Annotated in this window: 23 protein-coding genes; 8 read left to right on the top strand and 15 right to left on the bottom strand. The window is 59.3% G+C overall.

The annotated features are described in order from the left end of the window. Positions 1–98 precede the first annotated feature (98 nt). Entirely contained in the window at positions 99–1,238 is a 1,140-nt protein-coding gene (ald, locus tag FKG94_RS21740; protein WP_142929051.1) for an alanine dehydrogenase, read from the bottom strand. 147 nt (positions 1,239–1,385) lie between these two features. Between ald and FKG94_RS21735 the strand changes: the two genes are divergently transcribed. Beyond that, entirely contained in the window at positions 1,386–1,862 is a 477-nt protein-coding gene (locus FKG94_RS21735; protein ID WP_142929050.1) for an Lrp/AsnC ligand binding domain-containing protein, read from the top strand. A gap of 207 nt (positions 1,863–2,069) precedes the next feature. On the opposite strand, the gene FKG94_RS21730 is transcribed toward FKG94_RS21735, so the two are convergent. The 4 genes from FKG94_RS21730 to FKG94_RS21715 all read right to left on the bottom strand — a co-directional run bounded on the left by FKG94_RS21730 (position 2,070) and on the right by FKG94_RS21715 (position 6,715). After that, positions 2,070–3,470, bottom strand: coding sequence for a parallel beta-helix domain-containing protein (locus tag FKG94_RS21730; protein WP_142929049.1), 1,401 nt, complete (start codon positions 3,468–3,470; stop codon positions 2,070–2,072). A 36-nt stretch (positions 3,471–3,506) separates the two neighbouring features. After that, positions 3,507–4,841 carry a cytochrome-c peroxidase gene (locus FKG94_RS21725; RefSeq protein WP_246125313.1) on the bottom strand — a complete coding sequence of 445 codons (1,335 nt, stop codon included), beginning with the start codon at positions 4,839–4,841 and terminating at the stop codon, positions 3,507–3,509. After that, positions 4,838–5,461, bottom strand: coding sequence for a c-type cytochrome (locus FKG94_RS21720; RefSeq protein ID WP_246125330.1), 624 nt, complete (start codon positions 5,459–5,461; stop codon positions 4,838–4,840). Before FKG94_RS21720 ends, FKG94_RS21725 begins: the two co-directional genes overlap by 4 nt. A gap of 213 nt (positions 5,462–5,674) precedes the next feature. Further along, positions 5,675–6,715, bottom strand: coding sequence for an AraC family transcriptional regulator (locus FKG94_RS21715; RefSeq protein WP_142929047.1), 1,041 nt, complete (start codon positions 6,713–6,715; stop codon positions 5,675–5,677). 344 nt (positions 6,716–7,059) lie between these two features. On the opposite strand from FKG94_RS21715, the gene FKG94_RS21710 reads away from it, so the two are divergent. After that, positions 7,060–8,070, top strand: a complete 1,011-nt coding sequence (locus FKG94_RS21710; protein ID WP_142929046.1) for an MBL fold metallo-hydrolase — start codon at positions 7,060–7,062, stop codon at positions 8,068–8,070. Positions 8,071–8,137: 67 nt separating this feature from the next. After that, on the top strand, positions 8,138–9,568 hold the full coding sequence (locus FKG94_RS21705; protein ID WP_142929045.1) for an aldehyde dehydrogenase family protein: 1,431 nt from the start codon (positions 8,138–8,140) through the stop codon (positions 9,566–9,568). On the opposite strand, the gene rrtA is transcribed toward FKG94_RS21705, so the two are convergent. The 4 genes from rrtA to FKG94_RS21685 form a co-directional block, all read right to left on the bottom strand. Beyond that, positions 9,554–10,132 carry a rhombosortase gene (gene rrtA / locus FKG94_RS21700; protein WP_179957755.1) on the bottom strand — a complete coding sequence of 193 codons (579 nt, stop codon included), beginning with the start codon at positions 10,130–10,132 and terminating at the stop codon, positions 9,554–9,556. The genes FKG94_RS21705 and rrtA overlap by 15 nt on opposite strands. Before the next feature lie 171 nt (positions 10,133–10,303). Beyond that, positions 10,304–10,669 carry a cupin domain-containing protein gene (locus tag FKG94_RS21695; RefSeq protein WP_142929043.1) on the bottom strand — a complete coding sequence of 122 codons (366 nt, stop codon included), beginning with the start codon at positions 10,667–10,669 and terminating at the stop codon, positions 10,304–10,306. Between the two features lie 35 nt (positions 10,670–10,704). Beyond that, positions 10,705–11,127: a PaaI family thioesterase gene (locus FKG94_RS21690; protein ID WP_142929042.1), complete on the bottom strand. Its 423-nt coding sequence runs from the start codon at positions 11,125–11,127 to the stop codon at positions 10,705–10,707. A 76-nt stretch (positions 11,128–11,203) separates the two neighbouring features. Beyond that, the gene (locus FKG94_RS21685; RefSeq protein ID WP_142929041.1) at positions 11,204–12,808 is read right to left on the bottom strand and encodes a glycerol-3-phosphate dehydrogenase/oxidase; all 1,605 of its coding nucleotides are present in this window, start codon (positions 12,806–12,808) and stop codon (positions 11,204–11,206) included. Between the two features lie 337 nt (positions 12,809–13,145). On the opposite strand from FKG94_RS21685, the gene FKG94_RS21680 reads away from it, so the two are divergent. From FKG94_RS21680 to FKG94_RS21670, 3 genes are all read left to right on the top strand, one after another. Then, on the top strand, positions 13,146–13,652 hold the full coding sequence (locus FKG94_RS21680) for a hypothetical protein (protein ID WP_142929040.1): 507 nt from the start codon (positions 13,146–13,148) through the stop codon (positions 13,650–13,652). Next, positions 13,642–15,021 (top strand): DEAD/DEAH box helicase, encoded by a 1,380-nt coding sequence (locus tag FKG94_RS21675; RefSeq protein WP_142929039.1) that lies wholly within the window; start codon positions 13,642–13,644, stop codon positions 15,019–15,021. The genes FKG94_RS21680 and FKG94_RS21675 overlap by 11 nt, the downstream gene beginning before the upstream one ends. Positions 15,022–15,364: 343 nt before the next feature. Continuing rightward, on the top strand, positions 15,365–16,957 hold the full coding sequence (locus FKG94_RS21670) for an alkaline phosphatase family protein (protein ID WP_142929038.1): 1,593 nt from the start codon (positions 15,365–15,367) through the stop codon (positions 16,955–16,957). An 88-nt stretch (positions 16,958–17,045) separates the two neighbouring features. Here FKG94_RS21670 and FKG94_RS21665 read toward each other — a convergent pair whose 3' ends face one another. Continuing rightward, on the bottom strand, positions 17,046–17,363 hold the full coding sequence (locus FKG94_RS21665; protein WP_142929037.1) for a hypothetical protein: 318 nt from the start codon (positions 17,361–17,363) through the stop codon (positions 17,046–17,048). A gap of 390 nt (positions 17,364–17,753) precedes the next feature. Here FKG94_RS21665 and FKG94_RS21660 point away from each other — a divergent pair, with 390 nt between their 5' ends. Next, complete coding sequence (locus tag FKG94_RS21660; protein ID WP_142929036.1) at positions 17,754–21,200, top strand: ATP-binding protein; 3,447 nt, start codon at positions 17,754–17,756, stop codon at positions 21,198–21,200. Continuing rightward, the gene (locus FKG94_RS21655; protein WP_218943604.1) at positions 21,197–22,111 is read left to right on the top strand and encodes a response regulator transcription factor; all 915 of its coding nucleotides are present in this window, start codon (positions 21,197–21,199) and stop codon (positions 22,109–22,111) included. The genes FKG94_RS21660 and FKG94_RS21655 overlap by 4 nt, the downstream gene beginning before the upstream one ends. On the opposite strand, the gene ureG is transcribed toward FKG94_RS21655, so the two are convergent. From ureG to FKG94_RS21630, 5 genes are all read right to left on the bottom strand, one after another. After that, positions 22,094–22,723 carry an urease accessory protein UreG gene (gene ureG, locus FKG94_RS21650; RefSeq protein WP_142929035.1) on the bottom strand — a complete coding sequence of 210 codons (630 nt, stop codon included), beginning with the start codon at positions 22,721–22,723 and terminating at the stop codon, positions 22,094–22,096. The genes FKG94_RS21655 and ureG overlap by 18 nt on opposite strands. A 416-nt stretch (positions 22,724–23,139) precedes the next feature. Continuing rightward, positions 23,140–23,859 (bottom strand): urease accessory protein UreF, encoded by a 720-nt coding sequence (locus tag FKG94_RS21645; protein WP_246125312.1) that lies wholly within the window; start codon positions 23,857–23,859, stop codon positions 23,140–23,142. Next, a complete protein-coding gene (ureE, locus tag FKG94_RS21640; protein WP_142929034.1) occupies positions 23,798–24,277 on the bottom strand; it encodes an urease accessory protein UreE in 480 nt (159 codons plus the stop codon). Before ureE ends, FKG94_RS21645 begins: the two co-directional genes overlap by 62 nt. A gap of 21 nt (positions 24,278–24,298) precedes the next feature. Then, positions 24,299–26,002: an urease subunit alpha gene (ureC, locus tag FKG94_RS21635; protein WP_142929033.1), complete on the bottom strand. Its 1,704-nt coding sequence runs from the start codon at positions 26,000–26,002 to the stop codon at positions 24,299–24,301. Further along, positions 25,995–26,339 (bottom strand): urease subunit beta, encoded by a 345-nt coding sequence (locus FKG94_RS21630; RefSeq protein WP_142929032.1) that lies wholly within the window; start codon positions 26,337–26,339, stop codon positions 25,995–25,997. The genes ureC and FKG94_RS21630 overlap by 8 nt, the downstream gene beginning before the upstream one ends. Positions 26,340–26,378: the final 39 nt, after the last annotated feature.

The raw sequence follows: 26,378 nt of genomic DNA, 5'->3' as shown, positions 1-26,378 counted from the left end.
AAGTCCAAAAAACTGAACTTACCCTAGGAGGACATTAAAAATTACGACAGCAGTTGAAGCTGTACTCGGCCGTGGCGGTGGTCGCCGGGCCGTGAACGCTATGCAGACTTCTGCAACTTGTGCTTGGCCAGTGCGCTGCCGGCCTCGACATAGTCGTAGCCCAGTGCCACGGCTACCCCTTCACACGTCACCAGCCCCTCGTGGACATTCAAACCGTTCAGCAGGTGTCGGTTGCCCTGTAGCGCCGGGCCGGGTCCTTTGTTGGCCAGCTCCAATACATAGGGCAGCGTCGCATTGGTGAGGGCAAAGGTGGCGGTGCGGGCGACCCCGCCGGGCATATTGGCGACGCAGTAGTGAATGATGCCGTCGACGGTGTAAATCGGGTCCTGGTGAGTGGTGGCGCGACTGGTTTCAAAACAGCCGCCCTGATCGATAGCCACATCGACCATCACTGAGCCGGGTTTCATCAATGACAGCATCGACTTCTTAACCAGCTTGGGAGCCGCGGCGCCGGGGATCAGCACGGCGCCAATTACCAGGTCTGCCTCCGCCAGGTACCTTTCCAGGGCGTCCAGCGTCGAGTAGATGGTGGTTATCTGGCTGCCGTAGAGATCATCAATTTCCTTCAGGCGCTTAATATTGCGATCGAGAATAGTGACCCGGGCCCCCATGCCGGCGGCAATACGCGCCGCATTCAGACCCACCACACCGCCGCCGATAACCAGCACCCTGGCCGGCTCTACCCCCGGCACACCACCGAGCAGCACACCGGAGCCACCCGCGGCCTTCTCCAGACAGCGGGCCCCCTCCTGCACCGACATGCGCCCGGCCACTTCGGACATGGGCGCCAGCAGCGGCAACCCGCCGCGCTCATCGGTAATGGTTTCGTAGGCAATACAGGTTGCCCCTGATTCCACCAGCAATTGTGTCTGGGTGGGGTCCGGGGCCAGGTGCAGGTAGGTGAAAAGGGTTTGGCCGGCGCGCAATTGCCGGCATTCCTGGGGCTGGGGTTCTTTAACCTTGACGATCATCTCCGCCCGGGCAAAGACGGTCCCGGCATCCGGGGCGATACTGGCACCGGCCTGGGTGTAGTCTTCATCGCTGATGCCGACTCCTTCGCCGCCTTTGGTTTCCACCATCACCTGGTGGCCATTGGCGACCAGTTCGCGCACCCCGGCAGGGGTGAGGCCGATACGATATTCGTGATTTTTGATTTCTTTGGGTACACCGATCAACATCGCTGTCGCTCTCCTGGATCGCGGATTCAATAGACGCCAGTATAGAGCTGCTGACACAGTGTTTTTTCTTTATTTTTCCCCTCTAGCAGTATATTTTCTATAAAATGCAAATCTCAACAGAAAAATCCACCTCTATATAACAGCATCATGGAAAAAACACATATCAATAGAATCGATCTCAATATATTGCGGGAATTGCAGCGGGATGCCCGCATCACCTACTCGGAGCTGGCCAAGCGGGTCGGCCTCAGCACCTCCCCCTGTGTGGAGCGGGTCAAACGCATGGAGCGCGAAGGCATTATCAAGAACTACAGCACGGTGCTGGACCCGAAGAAACTGAACGCCGGCCTGGTGGTCTTTGTGCAGATTCGCCTGCAGCGCTCCTCCAAGGATATCTTCCGCCAGTTCAAGGAGGCGATCCAGAACGTGCCGGAGGTGCAGGAGTGTTTTCTGGTATCGGGTAACTTCGACTACCTGATCAAGGCCCGGGTCGCCGATATGACGGAGTATCACCAGTTTCTGGTGGAGACTCTGCTGACTTTACCGGACGTCCATGAATCCACCAGTTATGCGGTGATGGAGGATGTCAAAGAGACTTCTGCGATTGCCTTGAAGTCCGGTTGATGACGGCATGACTCCAGAGAGTAATTCGTTAAAGCTAGTGCTTCGACAAATGAAGGTTTTCACTTAAAACAGACTTTGGTGTCCTAGCCGACACGGTCTCGCTCCGGGCATAGCCCGTGTTTCTGAAGGCTTTAGCCAGAGCCAGACCGGTCAATTAGCATAATATTGGCTTAAGGAAATGCCATTTACGTAAGACTCTATTTCACCTTACTTCTCAAGCTTCAGCATATGCTCGGCAACCTTAAAGCGAATCTCTGCCGACAGGTGATCCTGCGGCGGCATCTCCGGGTAGTCCGGCCGCTTCTTGACCGGCTTGGCGATATAGTCGGCAATCGCCTGGGGGTTATTGCGGTGAATGGCCTGTATCACCTGGGTGGGCGGTCCGACCATGCGCACGTTGTAGGCATGGCAACCGGCACAGATGCCGTTATAGAGTTTTTCAACCCGATCGGCGTCGTTGGTGATCTTGCGCGCCGGCACGGGTTTGTCCAGGCGGTGGCTGCGGATCGCGGCGGTGGTCGCAGTCGCATCGCACTCCCCCCAGTGGCGCAAGCCGAACGTGCGGTAGCTGTTGTTGTCGACGATACAACTGCCGCGGGCCTTGTCTTTGGCCGAGCCGTCGGCGAGCACATCCGGCCCTTTGGTGGTGAAGTGGGTCAGCGCCAGCGCCCGCACCGCCGCCACCGGCTCGGCGCCGTTGTTGACCATGAAGTTGCGCAGTATCTTGATGCGGTCCGGATTCGGCTCCGAGTCGGGATCGCTGGCGATATCGGTGACAAAGGTCAGGTCGGTAATCACGATACCGGCGGTGTTGTTGCCGGAGATGATATTGCCCTCGATCACCACATCATCGCCGGCCATCACGATGATGCCGGTGCCCGCCGGGACTTTCGACACCAGGGAACCCTCGACGCCAAAGTTGGGCGTGTTGTTGTTGACGACGAAGTTGTTGCGAATGATCACATCATAGGTGGTCTTGATGGGCAGGCCCGGGGTGATAAAGGTGAGAATGCCGCCGGTGTTGTTGTGGACATAGTTGTTTTCCACAATCGCATGGCGGGTATTTTCGATCTCGATACCAGCCACGTTGTTGAAAACCTCATTGTGACGCACATCGACGTGATCGCACATGCCGACATAGATGGCCGCATCTTCAATACCACTGAGCACATTGTATTCAATCAGGCCGTTTTCGCCGAACTGGGGAAAGATACCGTAAACCCCGGTATCGATGACCCAGTTGTGACGAATCACATAATTGTTGCCGGCCTGCCCCATAATCGCATTGCCTTTATAGCGAATGATTTTGAGCTGCTCGATGGTGATATTGTTACCGGAGTACAACACCGCATCGTTCAATTTCTTTTCGCCGTCCAGGGTCGGCCATTCCCCCTCTTCGATCACGCCTCTGACGGTGATGCTGTCTTTGTCGATATAGACGCTCTCGTTGTAGGTGCCGGGGTACACCAAAATGGTGTCACCCGGCTGCGCCTTTTTCACGGCGGCCTGAATCGAGTCGCCGTCTTTCACTTTGATCTCCGCCGCCGGCACGGTCACCGCCACCAGTAGCCCAAGCAAACAACCAAAACCTAAGATTATCTTTTTCATTGCTGTCCCTACCTCGTTACTGCAGTTTGCGCATTGTTACTGTTGTTCAGACTTACTGTGACTCAAAACCGGCACCGGCAAACCCGACGGCACCGCTGCCGGAATGGCCGGTTTAAAACCTTCGTCGGTCAGGGCGCCGAGAAAATCAACCAGCCGGTCCAACTCGCGAGCCTCGAGTTGGGGCTCCCAGATATGCCAGTGCAGGCTCAGTTTCTCCCCCTCCGGTACAGCGTGCCCGCGGCCTTTGTTATAGAACTCGACGGCTTCGCGCAGCGTGGCGAAACGGCCGGAGTGCATATAAGGCGCCGTGAGAGTGATATTGCGCAGCGACGGGACTTTAAACCCGCCGCGCTGCGACGGGTCGCCGCTGGGGCCCTCGGCACCTATATCCAGCGTCAACCCCTCCGGCTCCGGGGTACCCAACACCGCGATCTGCTGATTGGTAAACAGCGGTGGCGTATGACATTCGGCACAGCGCGCCACAAATGAGCGAAAGATATTCATGCCTTCGGTTTCCGCCGGCGTCAGCGCCTCTTCGAAGCCCTGGGCATAAAGATCGTAGCGGCTGTTGAGCGAGATCAGCGAGGATTGAAACGCGGCCAGCGCCAGGTACACCTGCTCCAGCGCGATGGTATCGGTGTCGAAGACCTGCCGAAACAGCGCCACATAGGCGGGGGTTCCATTCAAATCGGTTTGCAAACGCGCCGGCGAGTTGCCCATTTCATCGGCAGCGAACAGCGGTCCCACCGCCTGTTGTTCGAGACTGGTGGCACGTCCGTCCCAGAAAAAACGCTTCAACAGGCCCACGTTCCAGAGACTCGGCGCACTTCTCGAGACCACCTGCCCCCCGATCCCCACACTGCGGCCGCGGCCATCGGCAAACCCCAGGTGCGGCTGGTGACAACTGGCACACGCAATCGTGTGGTCGGCCGACAACAGCGGGTCGAAAAACAGCAGCCGCCCGAGATCGATCTGCTGCGGCGAAAAACCCTCGCGCAGCGCCGGCAGTCCGGTCTGCGGGCCGCCGACGCCGGCGTTTTGCAACGACGGCAGGTCGCGGTAAAAACTGCGCAGATAACAGCCGTTGTCCGCCCGCAATTCAAATCCGGGGGGACAGTGCTGCGCCAGCTCCGGCACTGCCGCCGGCCCGCCTGCGGGCGCTGCGACCGTTGTCGCAGCCGCACTGGACAGCACCGGTAACATCCAGGCGACGGCGACAACGCCACCGGGCAGCACTGGGGCAATAACGGTTTTAACAATACTGAGGGGGTTGAACACCAGGGTTTTAAAAACCAGGGTTTTGGCTGTAAAAGTGTTAACCACGATAGTTTTAACTCTACCGGTGACTCTGGCCACGTAATAGCGCTTCATGGAGAAACCACCAGAGATTGGATATAGGCCACCACATTGTGCACCGCCGCCGTATCGGGCAGGATCTGCGCCATGGAGCGCATCTGCACATCCAGGGCATCGGCACCCTCGCCGCCGCGGATACCGGCGCGAAAATGCTCAAGTTGCCGCACCAGATACCAGTCGTCGGTGCCGGCCAGGGCCGGTGCCTGCAACTTAACATTACCCTCGGCCGCAGGTCCGTGACAACTGCCGCAGACCATGGAGTAAAAGTCCTTGCCGCGCTTCAAATCGCCACTGACGGTGGCCTCCGGAGTCACCGCCGGCAGCGCGGCGATATAAGTCGCCAGCCGCTCCAGCACCGGACCCTCTCCGAGTTGGCTCACCGCCGCAGCCATCTGGGCGCCGTGGGTGTCCTCGGGGTGCGCGCCGCGCGTGCCGGCGGCAAAATTGCGCAGTTGTCGAGCGATGTACGCCGCACTCAGCGCCGTCAGGCCCGGCGCCTGCAGCGCCCGTTTGCCTTCAGCCCGCTGGCCGTGGCAGACCGCGCAGGTGGCAAACACCTGTTCGACCCCGGGCGCCTCTTTCTGCGCCCATCCCGTGGCGGGGCCCAGGCCGCAAATCAGGACAATCATTTTCACTAAGCGCAATCGGTTTCCGGTACTGCCCGGCATATTTCACCCTCCGTAACTGCCGCCCGCCCAAGGCCGTGGCTGATGGTTTTCGGCCGCATTATGGGACTTTCGAGGCAAATTGCTTACGCATTCTTAGAATTCGTCGGCATTTGTACTATTCCGACAGCTTGTTCGGAATTCGTCGGCATTACCGCGGTGATGCGCCGCCGTATACGCCGGTCAGCCTTGAGCGTGACTGCGGCGATAAGCCGTGGGCGTCTCTTTGAAGGTCTGCTTGAACGCCTTATTGAAGGAACTGAGCGAGCGAAATCCGGTGTCCAGGGCGATCGTCAGCACCGGGATATCCGCCTGTCCCGGGTCACCCAGGCGGCGCGATGCCTCGCGGATGCGGTAGTGATTGAGAAAGTCGTTAAAATTGCGATAGCCGAGACCGGCATTGATGGCGCGGCGCAGCCGATACTCCGGCAGTTTCATCCGCGCGGCCAGTTGCCCGATGGTCAGGCCCATCTCCCGGTACACTGCCTCGGTCTCCATCAGTTTCAACAGCGTGCCGATCAACTCGGGGGATTCCTCGTCAAAACCGGGTTCCACCGCCACCGCCGGCGCTGCCACCACCTCGGCAGTGGACCGGGTCCAGATGGATGACTTGTATTCCAGCAACAGGGCATTGGTGGCAAGCAGAATACCGCCCACCGGCAGGTACTGCAGCGAAGCCAGGCGCTCGGATTCGGGAAACACTATCTCGCGCAGAAAAATCAACACCAGGATATAACAGCCGTTGAGGCCGCAAAACCAGAGGCGCAGGTGCCGCCGCGGTTCGATCAGGTCCACCCGCCAGTGCCGGGCCACCACCAGCAGCGCCAAACCCAGCAGCACGAACTCCAGTAACTGCGGCAGCTCCACCAGCACCAGCCGCCAGTCTACGCCATAACGTCGCAGCAGCCATTCCCCCAGGCTCGGGCACAAGATGGTGATGGCCACCAGCGTTACTTGCCACTTTTTCAACCGAAAGTGATCGTCAAACAGGCTCGCACTGAACAGCCAGAATAAGCCCGGCACGGCCGTTTGCAACGGCTCCATCAAAAAAACCAGTTGGGTATCGCGGGTGACCGGCCAGAGCAGATAACTGGTGATGGCGATCAACAACAGGCCGTAAAGACGCTCTTGCACAGCCCAGCGGTTGTGGCCGAGTAACAACAAACCACTCAGGACTACCTGAGACAGGGCAAAAGCTATGGCAGATGTTAATAGGGTATCCATATGTAATTACAGTAACCGCGAACACGACGTTAATGCAACACAGTTGCGCGTTCGGCAACGCGCAAGCCGGCGGCAACAGGGCCGCTCTGTTGCCATCGGGCACGCTATTTTAGTATACCTGCGCTGCTCATACGGCCGGTCACGGTACGGCGGTTTTTTTGTTTGTCCGACAGTGCAAGACCGACTACTGCAGAGCGCAGGAGAGCGGTACACTGTGCAGCCACAGGTAAGATGAACAGGGCCTGGCCAGTGCCGGTAGCTGGTGACGGTTGTAGCTGGTGACAGTGTTTGATTACATTTTTTAACTACATTTTTTAACTACAGAGCGGAAAACTAACACGATCATGGTAAAACCCATTCTTATCACTCTCGCCGCCGCCCTGGTTTTAGCCGTTGCCTGGAGTGCCGACCAGTGGCGACAACGCCCCGACCTGAATCACTACCGCGAGTACTTTGCCCCGCACCGGGACGGCGCCGCGGCCGCGCCGCCCGGCGCGCAACTCGAAGTGACTTACTTCGGCACCAGCACCCTGCTGATCAGCGACGGTGAGACAGCCCTGATGACAGATGGTTTTTTCACCCGACCGGACCTCGGCACCCTGCTGTTCGCCGGCCTGGCACCGGACAGACAATTGATTACCCGGGCGCTGCGCCAGGCCGGGATCACCAGCCTGGCCGCCGTCATCCCGGTCCACTCCCACCACGATCACGCCATGGATGCACCCGAAGTGGCGCGCCAGACCGGCGCGCTGCTGGTGGGCTCGGAATCGACCGCCAATATCGGCCGCGGCTGGGGGCTGCCCGAGCATCAAATCCGCGTGCCGCGATCCGGCGAACCGCTGCGCTTCGGCCGTTTCACCGTCACCCTGCTGGTGTCGAAACACGCGCCCATGCCGCGCCTGATCGCGCGCATCAGCGGCCACGGCAAGTCCATTGAACAGCCGCTCCAACACCCGGCCGCCCTGGGCGACTATAAAGAAGGCGGCAGCTTTGCCGTGGTGATTGAGCACCCGGAGGGCAATCTGCTGGTTCAGGGCAGCGCCGGTTACGTGCCGGGGTTGTTGCAAGGTATTCAGGCCGATACCGTATTCCTGGGTATCGGTGGTTTGAGCAAACAGTCAGCCGCCTACCGTGAAGCCTATTACCGGGAGACCGTTGCTGCGGTCGGCGCCAGCCGGGTGATTCCCATCCACTGGGACGACTTCACCCTGCCCTACAGCACACCGCTGCAACCCATGAACCTGTTGATCAACGATTTCACCGTCGAGATGGACTTTATCCTGGGTGCCGCCGAGTCGGTAGCCGGCACCCAGGTCATCATCCTGCCCCGCTGGGGCAGTTCACTGCTTCTGTAGCTATACCTGCAGCCGATACTCAGGCAAACTTATCCCCCTCACAAACACACCACCCCGGAGCCAGGCTATGGAATTCGCGGTAACGGTCGCCGGCGCCACCGCTGCCGGTAACGTAACGGTCACATCACCCTACGACGGCGCCGAGGTCGGACGGGTGGAGACACTGGACAGCGCCGGCATCGAAACGGCGCTGAGCATCGCCAGTGCGCTGTTTGCGGATAAAAACCAATGGCTGGACGCCCACCAACGCATTGCCATACTGGAAAAAACCGCGGTATTGATGGCGGAGCGGGCCCAGCACCTGGCCGCCATCGCCGTCAGTGAGGGTGGCAAGCCCCTGATCGATACCCGTGTCGAGGTAGACAGGGCTATTGACGGTATCAAAAACTGCATTGAGTGCATTCGCACAGAATCCGGTAGGGAAATCCCGATGCGACTCAATCCCGCCTCCGCCAACCGGCTGGCGTTTACCACCCGCGAACCCATCGGGGTGGTGGTGGCGGTCAGCGCGTTCAATCACCCGCTCAACCTGATCGTGCACCAGATCGGTCCGGCCATCGCCAGTGGCTGCCCGGTAATCGTCAAACCGGCGGAGGACACACCGCTGTCGTGCTTTGCGCTGCTGGAGTTGTTGCGCGAGGCCGGCCTGCCGGACGGCTGGTGTCAGGCCGTGCTCACCACCGATCACGGAGTGGCGGAGCAGTTGGTAACCGATCCCCGAGTCGCTTTTTTCAGTTTTATCGGTTCGGCTAAAATCGGTTGGATGCTGCGCTCGAAACTGGCGCCCGGCACCCGCTGCGCCCTCGAACACGGCGGCGCGGCGCCGGTTATTGTGGCGCCGGATGCGGATTTGGGCAGCGCTGTGCCGCTGCTGGCCAAAGGCGGTCTCTATCACGCCGGCCAGGTCTGCGTATCGGTGCAGCGGGTGTTTGCCCATCAGGCGGTGGCCAGGACCCTGGCTGATCAGCTCGCGCAACAAGCAAAGGCTGCAGTGGTGGGCGATCCCGCCGCCGCCGATACCACCGTCGGGCCACTGATCCGCGGTGCCGAGGTCGACCGGGTCGAACAGTGGGTCGCTGAGGCGGTAGCCGGCGGCGCCGAAGTGTTGAGCGGCGGCAAACGCATCGATGCGCACAGTTTTGCGCCGACGATTTTATTAAACCCGCCCGCCACCGCCAAGGTGAGTACCCAGGAAATTTTCGGCCCGGTTATCTGCGTCTACGCTTACGAGGATATCGACACGGCCCTGCAACAGGCCAACAGTCTGCCCGTCGCCTTTCAGGCATCGGTCTTCACCAGCGATATCGATACCGCCATGCACGCCAGCAGACACCTGGCCGCGGCGGCGGTCATGGTCAACGACCACACGGCGTTTCGGGTCGACTGGATGCCGTTTGCCGGACTCAGGCAGTCCGGCCACGGCGTCGGTGGGATTCCCTACACTTATGAGGATATGCAAGTCGAGAAGATGATCGTGATCCGCTCACCGAAATTGTAGCTTCAACGGGCCCGACCACAGCGCCCGCGCCAGGTAGAAACACAATCCGGCAACCGCTCCCAGCCAGTGGGCGTCGGTCGCCACCGCAATACCGATCAAACGGGCACTGGATTCGGCCGGGCCGGCGATCTGTTCCAACACCACCTTGCCGAGCACAATGGCCAACACGGCGAGCGCGACAACTTTTTCGCGGGCAAGCGCCTGCAGCGCGGCGAAAATAAAAAGCGCGTGCAGAAGACCCGAAAAACCGAGGTAGTAACTCAACGAGGAAATCAACCCCAACCCCACGCTGACAAATACCGCACTGAACAGGCAACAAGCCATCCAGTGCCGCACGGCCAGATAAGGCCCCAATAACTGTTGCAACACGGCGATGCCCAGGGCGTTGAGCAGCCAGTGCCACCAACCGGCGTGCACCAGGTGGCCGGTCAGCAGGCGCCAGTATTCGCCCTGCCACCAGGTTGCCGGGTGCAATTCAAGCCACAGGCGAGCCTCGGCGGGCAACAGTTGCAGCAGCAAACAGGCCAGCGCGAGCCAATACAGGGTAAGCCCTTCAGTGCGCAATGCAGATACGATCCGTGATGCGGCGATAAGTCGAAATACACCAGGTTGAACATTCGTCAGCCCCGAATGCTGTCATAAAAGATCGGCGCCAACAACCGGCAGCACCGGCGCAACCGCAGCGCCGGGATCAGCCTCGCGGAAACGGCGCAATCTCACTGTGTCCTGTCTCCCCTACTCCAGCGCTATATAACACTGCTGCTCGAAACGCGGCGAGCAGATGGCGTAGAACACCAAATCCACCGCCCCGGTGTTGGTGATACGCTGGGCCGTGTCCGCCGGAATCCGCACCACATCGCCGGGGCCCACGGCGGCCGGTGCCGCCGCTCCCAACTCGACCTCGCCGCAACCGGACACGATCAGGTAGCGCTCGGTAACGCCGGAGAGTTTGTGCCAGGCTGTCGTTACCCCCGGCTCGACCCGGGCGCGGGCGATGGACAGCGCCGGGTCTGCGGCATCGTTCGCCACCTCCAAAATCGCGCAGCGCTCTTCTGTTACATACTCGTCGGCCTCACGGCAATATTTGACTTCTGCCCGCATCTGCAACTCCATACCTGCCAGCCGCGCCTCACCCGCTAACGGCTGATTTTCTTGATAATCGCTGTGGCTGAGGCCCGGGCCACCAGCTTATCGCCCTGTTTCAACTCACCTTCGAGAAAGCAAACGCTGCCGCCCCTGGCGACAACCCTGCCGTAGCCTACCAGTTTACCCACAGTCGCGGGCGCGAAAAAACTGGTTTTCAACTCCAGCGTGGGAGCAAACTCACCGGCCGGCAAGGTGGCGGTCAAAGCCGGCCCCATAGTGTCATCCAGCATCGCCGCCAAAAAGCCGCCCTGAATAGTGCCGACGGGATTGGCGAATTCCGGTTTACCCTCAAACTCGACGGTAATCGTGCCTTCATCGCGGGAGATATGCGTAATAGTTGCGCCGAGAGTCAGGGCAGCCGCCGGCAGCGGCAGCTCGCCGTCCATCATTTTCCAAAACAGACTTTTACTCATACACACTCCCGGTTGTTAGTAATTGGCTGGAATTTTTCTGAAGGTGGTGAGACGACACTGGTGGGTCCGGTACGGTTCAACCCGTTGTATCAATATATTCCTGCAGTTTCTCCTCAGCCTGCTCGCCGAACAGAATCACACAGGCTTCTTTCAGGCCCGGCGCCGCAATAATATCCCGGTGTCTGACCACCTGCGCAATCTTTGAACGCCGCCGCAAAAAATCTTCCAGTTTGGTGATCATTTCAAATCTGGCCGCCTGGCGAATTTCGCAGCGCAGGTACTCGGCGTTTTCAATCAACAGTTCGGCCTCCGCCGGGTCCTGCCGGATAGTCTCCAGCATACCGATGGCACTGCGCCCGTAACGGCGCCACAATCTCTCGGTCAAGGGCTCTGACGACGATGCCGGCGTCATCGCATCCAACCCCATCAGGCGCGCCTGGTGGAGAAACTCCTGTTTAACAGAATCATCCGCTTCACCGTACCAGCGCTGGCGGGGGTAAGGCGCGGCAATGCCAAAGCGCTCGACAATACCCGTGATCTCCTCCCCCACGTTAAGACAGTCGGTCAACTTGCCACCGAAGATACTGATATGGCGGGTGGCGGCGTTGACGTCGACGGCATGTTTGCGCGAGAGCTGTATCCAGTCGGCCACGCCGCCCCGTCCCTTCTGCGCCAGCGGGCGCACGCCACAGCGCTCGGCAATAATGTCGCCTGCGGTCAGCGGTCCGGGCAGGTTGAGCAGGCGATTGGCATTGTCGAGCACAAACTGCCGGTCCGCTTCTGTCACCCGGGTGTCAGGACTGTCGACTTGTGTATCGGTGGTACCGATGCAGGTTTTCGGCCCCATGGGAATAACGAAAAACAGGCGGCCGTCACTGGCGAAGAACGCCAGTATCCGCTGGCTTTCAGTAATGCGGTCAACGATAAGGTGTATCCCTTTGGAAAACAGGTGGTGATGTTCTGTCTCCTCGCCGGTCATCTCGTTGTGGCGGTCGACAAAGGGCCCGCAGGCATTGACCAGGACGCGGGCGCGCAGGTCAAAAGTCTCACCGGAAATAGTGTCACGGGCCGTGACCTGCCACGAGCCCGCCTCGAATCGGGCAGCGACCGACTCCACGTAATTCGCCGCAATACAACCGTAGTTCATCGCCGAGCGGATAAAGTTATAGACAAACCGCGCATCGTTGTCATAGAGATAGCTGTCTGAATACTCGAAACCGCCCGCCACCTGGTCGGTATTGACCGCCGCTTCCCTCTGTTTGATGGCGCGGCGCGACAGATAACGCGGCGGTCGGGTAAAAAACCGCCCGAATACCCAGTAGACCAGGGTACCGAGAAACACGAACGCGGCAGGCAGGCGAAAGCCGCGCTGGATACTGGTGAGAAAGCGAATCTCCCTGACAGTCGAAGGGTAACTTCGCATCAGATGGTTGCGGCTTTTGCACAACCCGTTCACCAGCAGGTACTCATGGCTCTCGAGATACTTGATACCGCCCCAGGCGAGATTCGATGAATTGGAGCTGGTGCAGCCGGCAAAATCCGCCTTGTCGATAAGCGCGACCTTGACCCCCCTGGCCGCCAGCGCGGCGGCGGAGACGGCCCCGTTGATACCGCCACCGACAATCAACACATCGTAAGTCGTCTGTTTGAGCTTGTGGATATTGCTGCTTCTGAGTTTCATCGCTACTATAGGCCGGCTGGCCGCCCCGGTTATCGGGGTGGCGTCTTGCCAAATCAAGAATAATCCACATTCGCGTGTATTGCTATTGGTCGGCGTTACGGTTACCGGCGCCATTGAGCGGCTCCGATACCGCCGCGAGTCGAGGGCGGCCTATCTAAAAAGGGTAGCCAAATCTACCGAGGGTAGCCATGCTTATAAAGAGCGCTGGTTAACAAAAACCATCCTGTGAAGGATAGTGGTGCAGATATGAAAAGTAGCAATCAGGAATATTGGCCGATAGCGCTTATCCCGCGCGGCCATGGTGCCACAGTACCTGGCCATTCCTAGTGGCGATTCGATGACCGACCTGAAAGAGCCCGATATTTACGCCACCCCGGACTCCGGCAAAAAGGCGTCGGCACTGCTGGCCGGGCGACCCAGGTACTACCCGCTGCCTGTCGTATTTCTGCTGGCACTGGCGGCGACGGTTATCCTGTCGGAACTCTACTGGCTTGCCGTCAACATCTCGACCACCTTGTTTGCCCTGTCACGGAGCGAGAGTGCCGTCTATTTACAAGGCATTTACAGCCTGACCAGCTACCAGGTTCTCACCTCCATTCCGGCGGCCCTGCCCGATATCTACAGCGGCAATATCGTGGCGAGGCGCTGTAGAAAGTATCCTTATCACTGCCTGGCGGCCGTTTATGTCGCAGTGCTGATTTATCTGAATCGGAGTGCCGACGTGGGCCTGTCTTACGTTTTTATCAAAGCGGTCGCTATCGACCTGATCTATGTCGGTGCCGCGTTTGCCTCACTGCACTACTACCGGCGCAAGTATGACAAGGCGGCCGCTCATGAACGATAGTACTACCGACAGCAACACCGACAACCCGGAGAGCGCCGGGTTTGAAACGCTGGCACTCGATCCGAGATTATTGAAAGCACTGGCAGCGCTGGGCTTCGAGCAGCCAACCCCAGTGCAGCGCCAGGTCCTACCCGCCGCTGCCGGCGGGCGCGATATGATGGTTAGCGCCGCCACCGGCAGCGGCAAAACCGCCGCCTATATGCTGCCGACACTGCACCGGCTGCTGACCACCACCGCCCCGGCCACCGGCACGCGGGCACTGATCCTGTCACCCACCCGTGAACTCGCCCGGCAGGTACTGAAACATACCAAACAACTTGCCGCCGGTACCGGATTGCGGGCCGAGGCGATCACCGGTGGCGCCGACTTCACCTACCAGCGCGCCGTGTTTCGCAAGGACCCCGACATTATCATCGCCACTCCCGGCCGCCTGCTGGAGCATGTCCAACGCAATAACGCCGACTTCAACGAGTTGGCAGTTCTGGTGGTCGACGAGGCCGACCGCATGCTGGATATGGGATTCGCCGACGACGTGCTGGCAGTGGTAAAGCAGTGCAGCAAGCACCGCCAGACCCTGCTTTTCTCTGCCACCCTGTCCGGCAAACAGGTGGCGGCCATGGCCGCGCAGGTTTTAAACGACCCGCACAAAATCAGTCTCAACAGCGCCCGTATGGACGCCGAGCACATTCGTCACCAGGTCGTGCTGGCTGACAGTGAACGTCATAAGGACCAGTTGCTCAACTGGCTGCTGGCCCGCGAACAGTTCGCCAAAGCCCTGGTGTTTACCAATACCAAAACCCAGGCCAGTCGCCTGCGGGGCCTGATGGCTTATCACCAGCATCGGGTCGGCGCGCTGCACGGGGATATGGAGCAAGTCGAACGCAATCGCATGCTGGATCGGTTCCGGCGCGGCCAGATCGATGTCTTGGTGGCGACAGATGTGGCCGCGCGGGGATTGGATATCAAAGGCGTAGAGCTGGTGATCAACTACGAGTTTGCCCGCAGCGGTGACGATTATATCCACCGCGTCGGGCGCACCGGCCGGGCCGGCGAACATGGCCTGGCCATCTCGCTGGTGGAGGCGCGGGAGTGGAACCTGAAAGCCGGCATCGAGCGCTACCTGGATCAAAAGTTAGAACCGCGAAAGATTCAGGGATTGGAAGGCAGCTACAAGGGCCCGAAAAAAGTAAAGGCTTCCGGCAAGTCTGCGGGCAGCAAGAAAAAGAAAGCCGATAAAAAAACAACCGCCAAAAAACCCAAGCAGCGGGCGCGGGACCAAAAGAATATCGGCAAGAGAAAAACGCCGCGAACGCAGGCCGGGCCTGGCGCCGATCTCGGCGACGGATTCACGCCGTTTAAAAAACGTTAAAATGTCTCTCACCCTGACAACAGAGCGGCACCGGCCGAGTGCTACGCCCCCACGCCGGAGTAAAACAGATTATATAGAGTGAATATATAGTCTTCGCTTTCAAGCCCGCAGGGGTTAATTCAAGTACGCCGCCCCATCCCCGCCGGCCCTTCGCCTATAGTCTCGATACTTTGTTGCAAAGCCATGCTATCGTTGAGTCACTGACACCTGCCGGTGACCGAAAGCTGCGTGCGCCTTCAATGCCGGCAGCGTAAACAGTAGATGAGTAGAAATATAAAAACCATCGCCTTTATGATGTGCAGTTGTTGGAAAGGCAAAACTATAATTAAAAAAGGATAGTGTTATGACTAACAGCAATGCATTGCAACTTATGCAGGAAAACATCCACCACGTCGTCTATGTGATGTTCGAAAACCGCGGTTTCGACCATATGCTGGGCTTTTTGTACGGCCCCGATGACAGGATCAACTATATACCCAAAAGTCCCTTCAAACCCTTCCAAGGCCTGCCGTCGCCACTGCCGCAACTGCCTGCAAGTGCCAGCTTTTACGATAATCCCGCGGCTTACACCGGCCCCTGGAAGCGTATCGAGAAAGCCTCCGGCCAATACTGCTGCACCCCGTCGAAAGACCCGGGAGAAGCGTTCGACCCGGTGACCCGACAAATTTTCGGCACTATGCACAACACCGACTTGCCGAGACAATACCAAATGCAGGGGTTTTGGCTAAACTGGCAGCAACATCGCGGCGACGCCGGTGCGGATGAAATCCTCCAGTGCAATACCAAACACGAGGTTCCGGTGCTCCACCACCTCGCCAAAGCGTTTGCCGTCTCCGATGACTACTTTTGCTCAGTGCCGAGCCAAACCAACCCCAACCGCGCTTTCAGCCTGGCCGGAACCTCCCTCGGCCGAATAAACAACCTGAGCGCCTGCGGCAAAACACTCGAGACAAAAACCACCATTTTCAACGCCTTTGAAGAGTGGAACAAAACCCATCCCAACAGCGCCACCTGGAAAATCTACTACCCACACGACTGGGTGTGCTCCCTGCGGGAACAGGCTTACACCCGGTATATGTATAAACCGTTACAGCAGTTTTCAGAAGACGGCCTCCATTTTGCCGGTATCGGTGAAGAGGGCGACCCGACTGGGGGTACTTTTCTTGCCGATGCCGCCGCCGGTACCCTGCCGTCGTTGAGTTACCTGGAGCCGGTTTTTATCGGGGAGCGATTGCTCACCGATGTGTCGAGTTACCACCCGCCCACCAGTTTGCTGGAGGGCGAGAAATTTCTGCACAAGATTTACAAAGCGGTACGCAACAGCCCGAAATGGAAAAATACGCTGTTGATTGTCAATTTCGACGAGCATGGGGGCACCTACGATCACGTCCCGCCACCACGCGGCGCGGCCAGGCCGGACGACAGCCCGAGTACCTTCGGCTTCGATCGGTTCGGCGTCAGAGTGCCGTTTTTATTGATCTCGCCTTATATCGAAAACAGCACCGTCATTCGACCCGATCCCGCCGGCTGCGCCCAGGAACTGCCGTTTGACCACACATCGATTCTGGCAACACTGTGCAAGTGGAAAGGTATTCCCTACAACAATCCGGCGGGTAACGACAACTATGATCTGGGCCGACGCACCTTCGCCGCACCGACATTCGAACACGTGTTTACCAATAGTTTCGATGCAAGTAAACCAAAGGCCGAGTCGATTCCGTTACCGTCCTGCAGCGACGAACGTTGCCACTACCTGTCCTCGTCAACGGCCCTGGCCTTTGCCAGTGCGGCAATCAGCCGCAAAACCGGCCAGGTCGCAGGCAGCGATCAGCATACGGCAGTGCTGGCGGAACTAAAAGCCGCCTGCCGCACGGCAGCAGAAGTGACGACGTTTATTGACAATCTCCCGGAGACGGAGTCTGAACCGCAGGGATAGAGACGCAGCACAGCGCCTCAACGCAACAGCCCGGCGCGCGCGGTTGTTACACCGCCGCGCCGGCGCCATCAGCCCGCGGTGGCGAATGCTACAAGCTGGCGTGTTTGGCTTTGAATACGCGCACTGCCTGGTTGTAAGCAGCGGCTACATTTTGAACCTGCTCCAGTCTCTCGTTGTACAAAGAGGAACTGGCGACGCAATTCAAATGTTTCTCGACGCTTTTAATATAAGCTTTGACATGGTTCTGCGCTTCATACATTTCCCGTACCGTAGCCGCTTCTCCCGGCGGGATGGCCGGGGCGTCGGGCATGCGTTGTTTGGCGCACGATGATGCGAAGACGTCCGCAGCGCCGGCGGCGGTTAATAAAAACGTGAAAACAATGGGCAGTTTTTTCGTCAGTTTCATGGTTAACACCTCTACAGTTTGTGAAGTTTTAAATCAGAGTTAACCGCTTCTTAGCAAAAGTGGTACCAACACGCTTATGCCATAGGTACAAAAACCATTAAACACGCCGGCTCGCAATAAAAGTGATTGATTTCAATAGCATTTCTAAATCTCCACAACTCAAATCCACGCCTTTCCGAAGCAACAGCAGTGACACAACAGCACCTGAAAAGCCGTCAATACGTGCGCAGTTTTTGGTCAGAAAAACATCTTTTGCTCCAGGAAATAACACGTTGAAGTGCAATCCCAACGGCAACGGCCCGGAAGTTGCATTGGGCTATCAAAGGAAACTCGATAGAAATTTTTTCACCGGCGTGGTCTGGCCGGCGCGGTTAACACCGGAGGCTAGCGATCACCACGACAACGCGCGCAGCGCAACAGATATTTCGGGTCAGACGCCAATACAATCAGTGGGTCGCCAACCAGACCCTGGAAGACTACGCGCTGCGCTTTACCGCCAAGAAAGCCCGCCGCTGGAGCTCCGGGCAGGTGGCGACTACGGCGCTCGGCGCCACGGCTTTTCTCGCCCTGGAGGCCATCGGCGGCGCCATTACGCTTAACTACGGTTTTGTGAACGCCCTGGTGGCCATGCTTACTGTAGGCGCGGTTATTTTTGTCGTCGGCTTTCCCATCAGCTATCACGCCGCCAAACACGGTCTGGACATCGACCTGCTAACCCGCGGTGCCGGCTTTGGCTACCTCGGTTCCACCATTACCTCGCTGATATACGCCTCCTTCACGTTTATCTTTTTCGCCATTGAAGCTGCTATCCTGGCCATGGCATTAAAGGCATTGTTCGGTCTGCCTGTGACCATCGGCTATGTCATTTGCGCCCTGGCCGTGATCCCGATAGTGACCCACGGTATTACGTTTATCAGTAAATTCCAGGTCGGCACCCAGCCGTTGTGGCTGCTGCTGCAATGCCTGGCGCTCGGCGCCGTGGTCTACGCCGAGATCGACAGCGTTGCCGACTGGACCCAATACCGGGGAACCGAAAGTGATCACGCCGGCTTTGACCTGCTCCTGTTTGGTGCGGCTTCGGCGGTGCTGTTCGCCATGATCGCGCAAATCGGTGAACAGGTGGACTACCTGCGCTTCCTGCCACCCAAAGACACCACGGCGCCGCTGCGCTGGTGGACGGCGTTGATCGCAGCCGGTCCGGGGTGGATTTTTATCGGTATCGTCAAGATGCTGTTTGGGTCCTTTCTCGCCTATCTGGCGTTTACACAGGGCATGCCGATGGCACTTGCCGCCGATCCCACCCAAATGTATCAAACCGCCTTCAGCTACCTTACCAACTACATGACCCAATCCCCCACCCCGGCCCTGGTGCTGGCCGGCGTGATGGTGATTATTTCGCAGATGAAAATCAACGTCACCAATGCGTATGCGGGTTCCATCGCCTGGTCGAATTTTTTTTCCCGCCTGACCCACAGCCACCCGGGCCGGGTGGTCTGGCTGGTGTTTAATGTCGCCATCGCCCTGCTGTTGATGGAGTTGGGCATCTATCGGGCGCTGGAAAATATTCTCGGCATGTTCGCGATCATCGCCATCAGTTGGCTCGGCTCGCTGTCGGCCGATCTGATGATCAACAAAAAATTCGGGCTCAGTCCGGCGCTGCTCGAGTTTAAACGCGCCCACCTGTACGACATCAACCCGGTCGGGGTGGGTTCGATGGCGGCGGCCTCCGGCCTCGGCCTGCTGTGCTACCTGGGCGCCTTTGGCACAACGTCTCAGGCTTTAGCCCATTTCATAACCCTGGCCGTCACCTTTGTGATGGTGCCGCTGATCGCCCTGCTCACCGGCGGGCGCTACTATATCGCGCGGTCGCCGGCGCCTGATTGCGACAATACCGACACCCGGCAGTGTTGTATTTGCGAAAATCATTTCGAGCAGGAAGATATCAGTCAGTGCCCGGCCTATCGGGGCCCCATCTGTTCACTGTGTTGTTCGCTCGACGCGCGCTGCCGCGATAGCTGTAAACCCCATGGCCGTTTTTCCAACCAGATCGCGCAGCTTCTGCAGCGTCTGCTGCCACGCCGCGCCGTGACGGCGATCGATTCCCGGCTCGGCCACTTCCTCGCTATTCTCAGTATGATCTGCCTGCTCAACGGTGCGCTGCTGGCGCTGGTTTACTACCACATCAACCCCCAGCAACAGGCGTTTGCCGGCCTGCTGGCGGACCTGCTCTGGACGCTGTTTTTCGTGCTGATGATAGTCTCCGGCGTGCTGGCCTGGCTGTTTTTACTGGCCCATGAGAGCCGCGTGGTGGCGCAGGACGAATCCAACCGGCAAAACCGATTGTTGGTACGGGAGATAGAGGCGCATCGCAAAACCGACCGGGAACTGCAACGGGCCAAGGATTTTGCCGAGGCGGCCAACCAGGCGAAAAGCCGTTACCTGACCGGTATCAGCCACGAGTTGCGCACACCGTTGCAGTCGATTCTCGGCTACGCCCAACTGCTCGGCCGCGACAATGCGATTCCGGCTGCACGCCGAGACGCGATCGACGTTATCCGGCGCAGCGGCGAGCACCTGGCAGACCTGATCGAGGGACTGCTGGATATCTCCAAAATCGAAGCCGGCCGCCTGGACATTCACCGCGATCAGGTCGACCTGCACGCATTGCTGGCGCAACTGGTGCAGATGTTTCGCCTGCAGGCACAGGCCAAGTCCATCGTTTTCAAAGACAATATCGGCAGCGGCAGTACCGGCAACCAGGGCGCACCGGCGCTGCCGAGGTTTGTCATCGCCGACGAAAAACGCTTGCGCCAGGTGTTGATTAACCTGCTGTCCAATGCCGTTAAATACACCTGTCGGGGCAGCGTTGAATTTGCGGTCCGCTATCGCAGTCACGTCGCGGAGTTTACGGTGACCGACACCGGCGTGGGCATTGCCGCGGAGGATTTGCAGCGTGTGTTCAACCCTTTCGAGCGCGTGCGCAAGCCCGGGGTACCCCATGTTCCCGGCACCGGCCTGGGCCTGACGATCGTGCGGCTGCTGGCGGAGATCATGGGCGGCGATATCGCCGTCGAGAGCACGCCGGGCACCGGCAGCCGCTTTACGTTGATGCTGATGTTGTCACCGGTCGCCGCGCCGCGGATACCGGCACCGGTACAAAACCCGGTGACAGGCTACGCCGGACCGCTCCGCAATATCGCAGTGGTCGATGACGAACCCACTCACCGCGGCCTGATCAACGATCTGCTCACCCCGCTGGGGTTCGGGGTAACCGAGGCCTGCGATGCCGAGGCCTGCCTGGACCTGCTGCGCCAGTGCCCGCCCGACCTGTTCCTGATCGACGTCTCCATGCCCGGCATAAGCGGGATAACCCTGGCCGGACAACTGCGGCAACGGGGCGTCAAAGCACCTGTTGTGATGATCTCCGCCGATGCCCAGGAACGCCACAACAGTCTCGCCGCCGGCGACCCCGGCAGCGACGCATCGGGCACCCATCACGATGCCTACCTGGTAAAACCGATTAAACTGCAACACCTACTGGATACACTCGCCGACTTGCTGAGGTTGACCTGGACCTACGACGACCGCCGGCCCCTGCGCATCGACCCCGTACCCGTACCCGTGGCCGGTGGCGGGGCTATCCGGGTGCCCAACCACCCGAGCTTCGCGAAATTGCGCGATTTTGCGGAAATCGGCTATCGCAAGGGCTTTAAGGAGCAACTGGCCCTGATCGAGAATATGCAACTCGGCGAACCCGCCCTGATCGATCGTCTGCAACACCTGGCACAACACATTCAGTTCGATAAGATAGTCCAACTGCTGGAGACAAAGCCGTGATACCCGACACCCCCGACCAGGCTATCGTGCTGGTGGTCGACGACTCGCCGGAAACGTTGGGCATGCTCAACGACGCGCTGGAAACCGCCGGGTTAACGGTGCTGGTGGCGCTCGAAGGCAAGCAGGCCATCACCATCGCCGGGAAAATCACACCGGATATTATCCTGCTCGATGCCATCATGCCCCATCTGGACGGTTTTGAAACCTGTGAGCGTTTGAAAGCCAATCCCGATCTGTGCGACGTGCCCATTATTTTCATGACCGGTTTGAGCGATACGGAGAGTATTGTAAAAGGTCTGAATGCCGGCGGTGTCGACTACCTTACCAAACCGGTCGACCCGGATGAACTGATGGCGCGTATGCGCGTGCACCTCAACAATGCGCGCCGGACCAACAGCGCCCAGTGTGCGCTGGACCATACCGGCCACCACCTGTTTACCATCGACAGCGCCGGGCACACCCTCTGGGCAACGCCCCAGGTCAGGGAACTGTTTGCCCGCGCCGGCGCCGGCGACACCTGGCAGCACACACAATTGCCGGCCCAGCTGCTGCGGTGGCTGCGACACCATCCGCAACCGAACCAGGCGTTGACGCTGACCGGTCTCGAACAACCACTGGAGGTACGCCTGGTGGAACACACCCGCGGGGCGGAGGTGCTGTTGGAACTCTTGGCTGGCCAAGGCGAGAGCGGCGCCGAGCGGTTGCGCCAGGCGCTGCCGGTCACCGGCCGTGAATCCGAGGTGCTCTACTGGATCGGCAACGGCAAGACCAACCGCGAGATCGGCCAAATACTATCCACCAGCCCGCGCACCGTCAACAAACACCTGGAGCAGATTTTCCGCAAGCTGGAGGTGGACAATCGCACCTCGGCGGCGGCAATCGCCATTCGCGTGTTAGGCCACCACCGATAACGGCGGCAACATCCCCTCCTCGATAATAAAGTCGATGATGGCCTGCAAACCCTCACCCGACTTCAAATTGGAAAACACAAATGGCCGCTCGCCGCGCATGGTGGTGGCGTCGCGATCCATCACCTCCAGTGAGGCACCCACCATGGGCGCCAGATCGATCTTGTTGATAATCAGCAAATCGGATTTGGTAATGCCCGGGCCGCCCTTGCGCGGAATCTTGTCGCCGGCGGAGACATCGATAACGTAGAGCGTCAAATCGGACAGTTCGGGACTGAAGGTCGCGCTGAGGTTGTCGCCGCCGCTTTCGACGAAGACGATATCCAGCTCGCCGTGGCGCTGCTGTAACGCCTCGATGGCCGCCAGGTTCATAGAGGCATCTTCGCGGATGGCGGTGTGGGGACAGCCGCCGGTTTCGACGCCCATAATGCGGTCGGCGCTGAGTGCCTGGTGTTGAGTTAAAAATTTAGCGTCTTCCTTGGTGTAGATATCGTTGGTTACCACGGCAATATCGTAGTGGTTGCGCATGGCGGTGCAGAGGGCTTTCAGTAAGGCTGTCTTGCCGGAGCCCACCGGGCCGCCGACGCCGACTCTGAGTGTTTGCTTTTGTTTCATTGTGTTTGTCCTGTTGTAATTTCACTTCGAATTCATGATCTGACCTGAATGGCCCTCACGTGACCGCCTACTTTTGGTGGTACTTAAGAAGACTTGCACCAACTTATTGTGCCGGCTCGAATCTCGGCAATTTGGATTAAGAATACCGAGGGGAGGTCTGCCTCTGGGCAGTGTTTTCAGAAACTCTCGACAGCAGGGATGCTGTCGTGAAGCCCCCAGGGATGGGTTTACGGCGTGTTTCTGAAAGCACTGCCCAGAGGCAGACCGTTCAATTGGCACTTTTTCACTTAAGAACCAAAGGCAGGCGCCCAGGTAAGCGCTATTGGGCCTGCCTCCGCAGGGTCCCGACTTAAGGAAGTGTCGTTTCTAACACCTTAACCCCGGTATCTGTCAGTGACCGGACCGAAGGGCACCCCCTAAGACCGAAACAACCGGGAATACTGCACCTCATGCCCGGCACTGGCCATGGCCACGCCCGGCAGCGATGCGCCGATCTCGCCGTCCTCGATCGACAGCGCCAGGTCGATGGCTTGCGGCACCTCTGCGATCAACGCGCCTAATATCCTCTGGGCACTGGTTTGCCCGAGCGGCACCAGTTTGGTAGCGGCCGCCACCTGGTTTTCCAACCATGACCACGCAAACCCGCAACAACAGGCCCGGCGCTCCAGGTCCCAATACCCGGCGGCCAGTGCAAACGCTGTCACAAAGCTGATTGTCTCGACGGCAGGTTCCGGGTTCAGCGCCTCGAGCTGACGCAACAGTTTGCGCAGAGCCTCTCCCATCGCCGTGTCCGTCAAACGCAGCTCTGCCGTTTCCCGACAGGCCAAGGCATAGGCGTTCCAGTGCTGCTGGGCCTGCAAGTCGCCGGTAGTCACCGCATGCCATTGCCGCAGTAACAGTGGCAGATCGACGCGCGCCAGGGATTCTGCCAATTGTACCGACAGCCATTCCCGGGCGCTCCCGGCGCTGTCCACCCAGCCCCGCTCGACCGCCTGTTCGAGTCCCTGGGAAAACGCGTAGCCGCCCACCGGCAGCGCGGCACTGCTCAATTGCAGCAGGCGCAGCAGCCCGGTGTCAGTGGTGGTGATGGTCATGGCCATGGCCGCCGGCATGGGTGTGGTTACCGGTATGTGCATAGGCACCCGCCTCGGGGACGAAAACAGCGTCTTCTTCGATCACCTGCAACCCCAGGTTCAGTAACATCGCCTGCAATACATGGTCGGGTTTGAGGCGCAGCCAGCGCTCCCCGATCTGCAGTTTTACGTGGCGGTTGCCCAGGTGATAGCAGGCGCGGGAAAACGCCAACCAGTCGTGGCTGGATGCGGTTGCCACCGTTTCAACGGCACCGACGACGGTCAGGTTTTTGCCGCAGCGGCTGCGCAGTATCTCGCCGATCGCCAGTGTTTTACCGCGCTCGAGAAATACCCGCACTTCCTCACCGGAAGCAGCGGTCGCTTTGAAGCGACCCTTTTCCCGCTGCTGGTGATCGAGCATCAGCCTGTCGTGCACCGGGATACCGGCGGCCGGCGCCAGGCGTTCAAACACTTCCAGCATGACTGTCTCCTGAAGCGGTCCTCAAAATAAACTGTACAACTGGGCCAGGGGCAGACGCTCGGCCGGCTCGCAGGTCAGTAATTGGCCGTCGGCCCGTACCTCATAAGTCTGCGGGTCGACGGTGATGACCGGCATCCAGGCGTTGTGAATCATAGTGTGTTTGGTAATCGCCCGCGTATTGCGACACGCCACCAGGCGCCGGCCCAGACCCAGTGCGGCGCCAATATCCGCGTCGATGGCCGCCGCACAGCTAAACGTCACCGCAGTCTGGCGCGGAGCCTCGCCGAAGCTGCCGAACATGGGGCGGTAATGCACCGGTTGCGGCGTGGGTATGGACGCGTTGGCGTCACCCATGGGCGCGGCGGCGATAAACCCGCCTTTGATAATCAGCGCGGGTTTGATGCCGAAAAACGCCGGTTTCCACAGCACCAGATCGGCCAGTTTGCCCACCTCCACCGAACCCACTTCACTGTCGATACCGTGAGTGATCGCCGGGTTGATGGTGTACTTGGCGACATAGCGACGGGCGCGGAAGTTATCCATCCGCTCATTGTCCTGCGCCAGCGCACCGCGCTGGGTTTTCATCTTGTGCGCGGTCTGCCAGGTGCGGGTGATCACCTCGCCGACCCGCCCCATGGCCTGGGAGTCGGAGGCGATCATACTGAAGGCGCCGAGGTCGTGAAAAATATCCTCCGCGGCAATGGTCTCTTTGCGAATGCGGGAATCGGCAAAGGCCACATCCTCGGGAATGGTGGTATCCAGGTGGTGGCAGACCATCAACATATCCAGGTGTTCATCCACCGTGTTGCGGGTGTAGGGCCGGGTCGGGTTGGTCGACGACGGCAACACATTGGGCTCGGCACAGGCTTTAATGATATCCGGCGCGTGGCCGCCGCCGGCGCCCTCGGTGTGATAGGTGTGAATGGCGCGCCCCTTGAACGCCGCCAGGGTATCGTCGACAAAGCCCGATTCGTTGAGGGTGTCGGTATGGATCGCCACCTGCACGTCAAACTGTTCGGCGACATTCAGGCAGTTGTCGATCGCCGCCGGCGTGGTACCCCAGTCCTCGTGCAGTTTTAAGCCGCAAGCGCCGCCGAGCATTTGTTCTTCAAGCGCCACCGGCAGGCTGGCATTGCCCTTGCCCAGGAAGCCGAAGTTCATCGGCAGGTTGTCGGTCGCCTGTAACATCTTGCCGATATTCCACGGCCCCGGCGTGCAGGTGGTGGCATTGGTGCCGGTCGCCGGCCCGGTACCGCCGCCGAGCATGGTGGTTACCCCCGACATCAGCGCCTCTTCGATCTGCTGGGGGCAGATAAAATGAATATGCGCATCGACGGCGCCGGCGGTAACAATCTGCCCCTCCCCGGCAATCACCTCGGTGCCCGGACCTATGGCGATGGTGACACCGTCCTGAACATCGGGGTTGCCCGCTTTACCGATAGCCGCTATACGACCGTGCTTGAGGCCGATATCCGCTTTGACAATACCCCAGTGATCGAGTATCAACGCATTGGTGATCACCGTGTCGACGGTGTCGGCGCAACTGCGCTGGCTCTGCCCCATACCGTCGCGAATGACTTTACCGCCGCCGAACTTCACCTCGTCGCCGTAGCGGGTCATGTCCTGCTCCACCTCGATAATCAGGGCGGTGTCGCCAAGGCGCACGCGGTCACCGGTGGTGGGCCCGAACATGGCGGCATAGGTGTGTCGATCCAGTTTAGTCATGATCGCCGTCTCCCCCGTTTACCGGCCCGGGATCGAGCGGCCCCATCACCGCGCCGCGAAAACCGTACACCCGCCGCGCACCGCCAAACGCCACCAGTTCAACGTCGCGATCCTGGCCCGGTTCGAAGCGCACGGCCGTGCCGGCAGCAATATTGAGACGAAATCCCCGCGTCTTGTCGCGCGCGAAGCGCAGCGCCGGGTTGACCTCGTAGAAGTGATAATGCGAACCCACCTGCACCGGTCGGTCGCCGGTGTTCTCCACTCGCAGGCTGAGCGTGTCCAGACCTTCGTTCAACGGGATATCACCCGCGCCGACAAGTATTTCTCCGGGAATCATGGTGGGCGCTGCTCCTTTTATGTTTTGTTGGCCGGGCTT

Source organism: Exilibacterium tricleocarpae (assembly GCF_007004655.1).
Lineage (GTDB): Bacteria > Pseudomonadota > Gammaproteobacteria > Pseudomonadales > Cellvibrionaceae > Exilibacterium > Exilibacterium tricleocarpae.
This window is presented reverse-complemented; position numbering and strand designations above follow the sequence as displayed.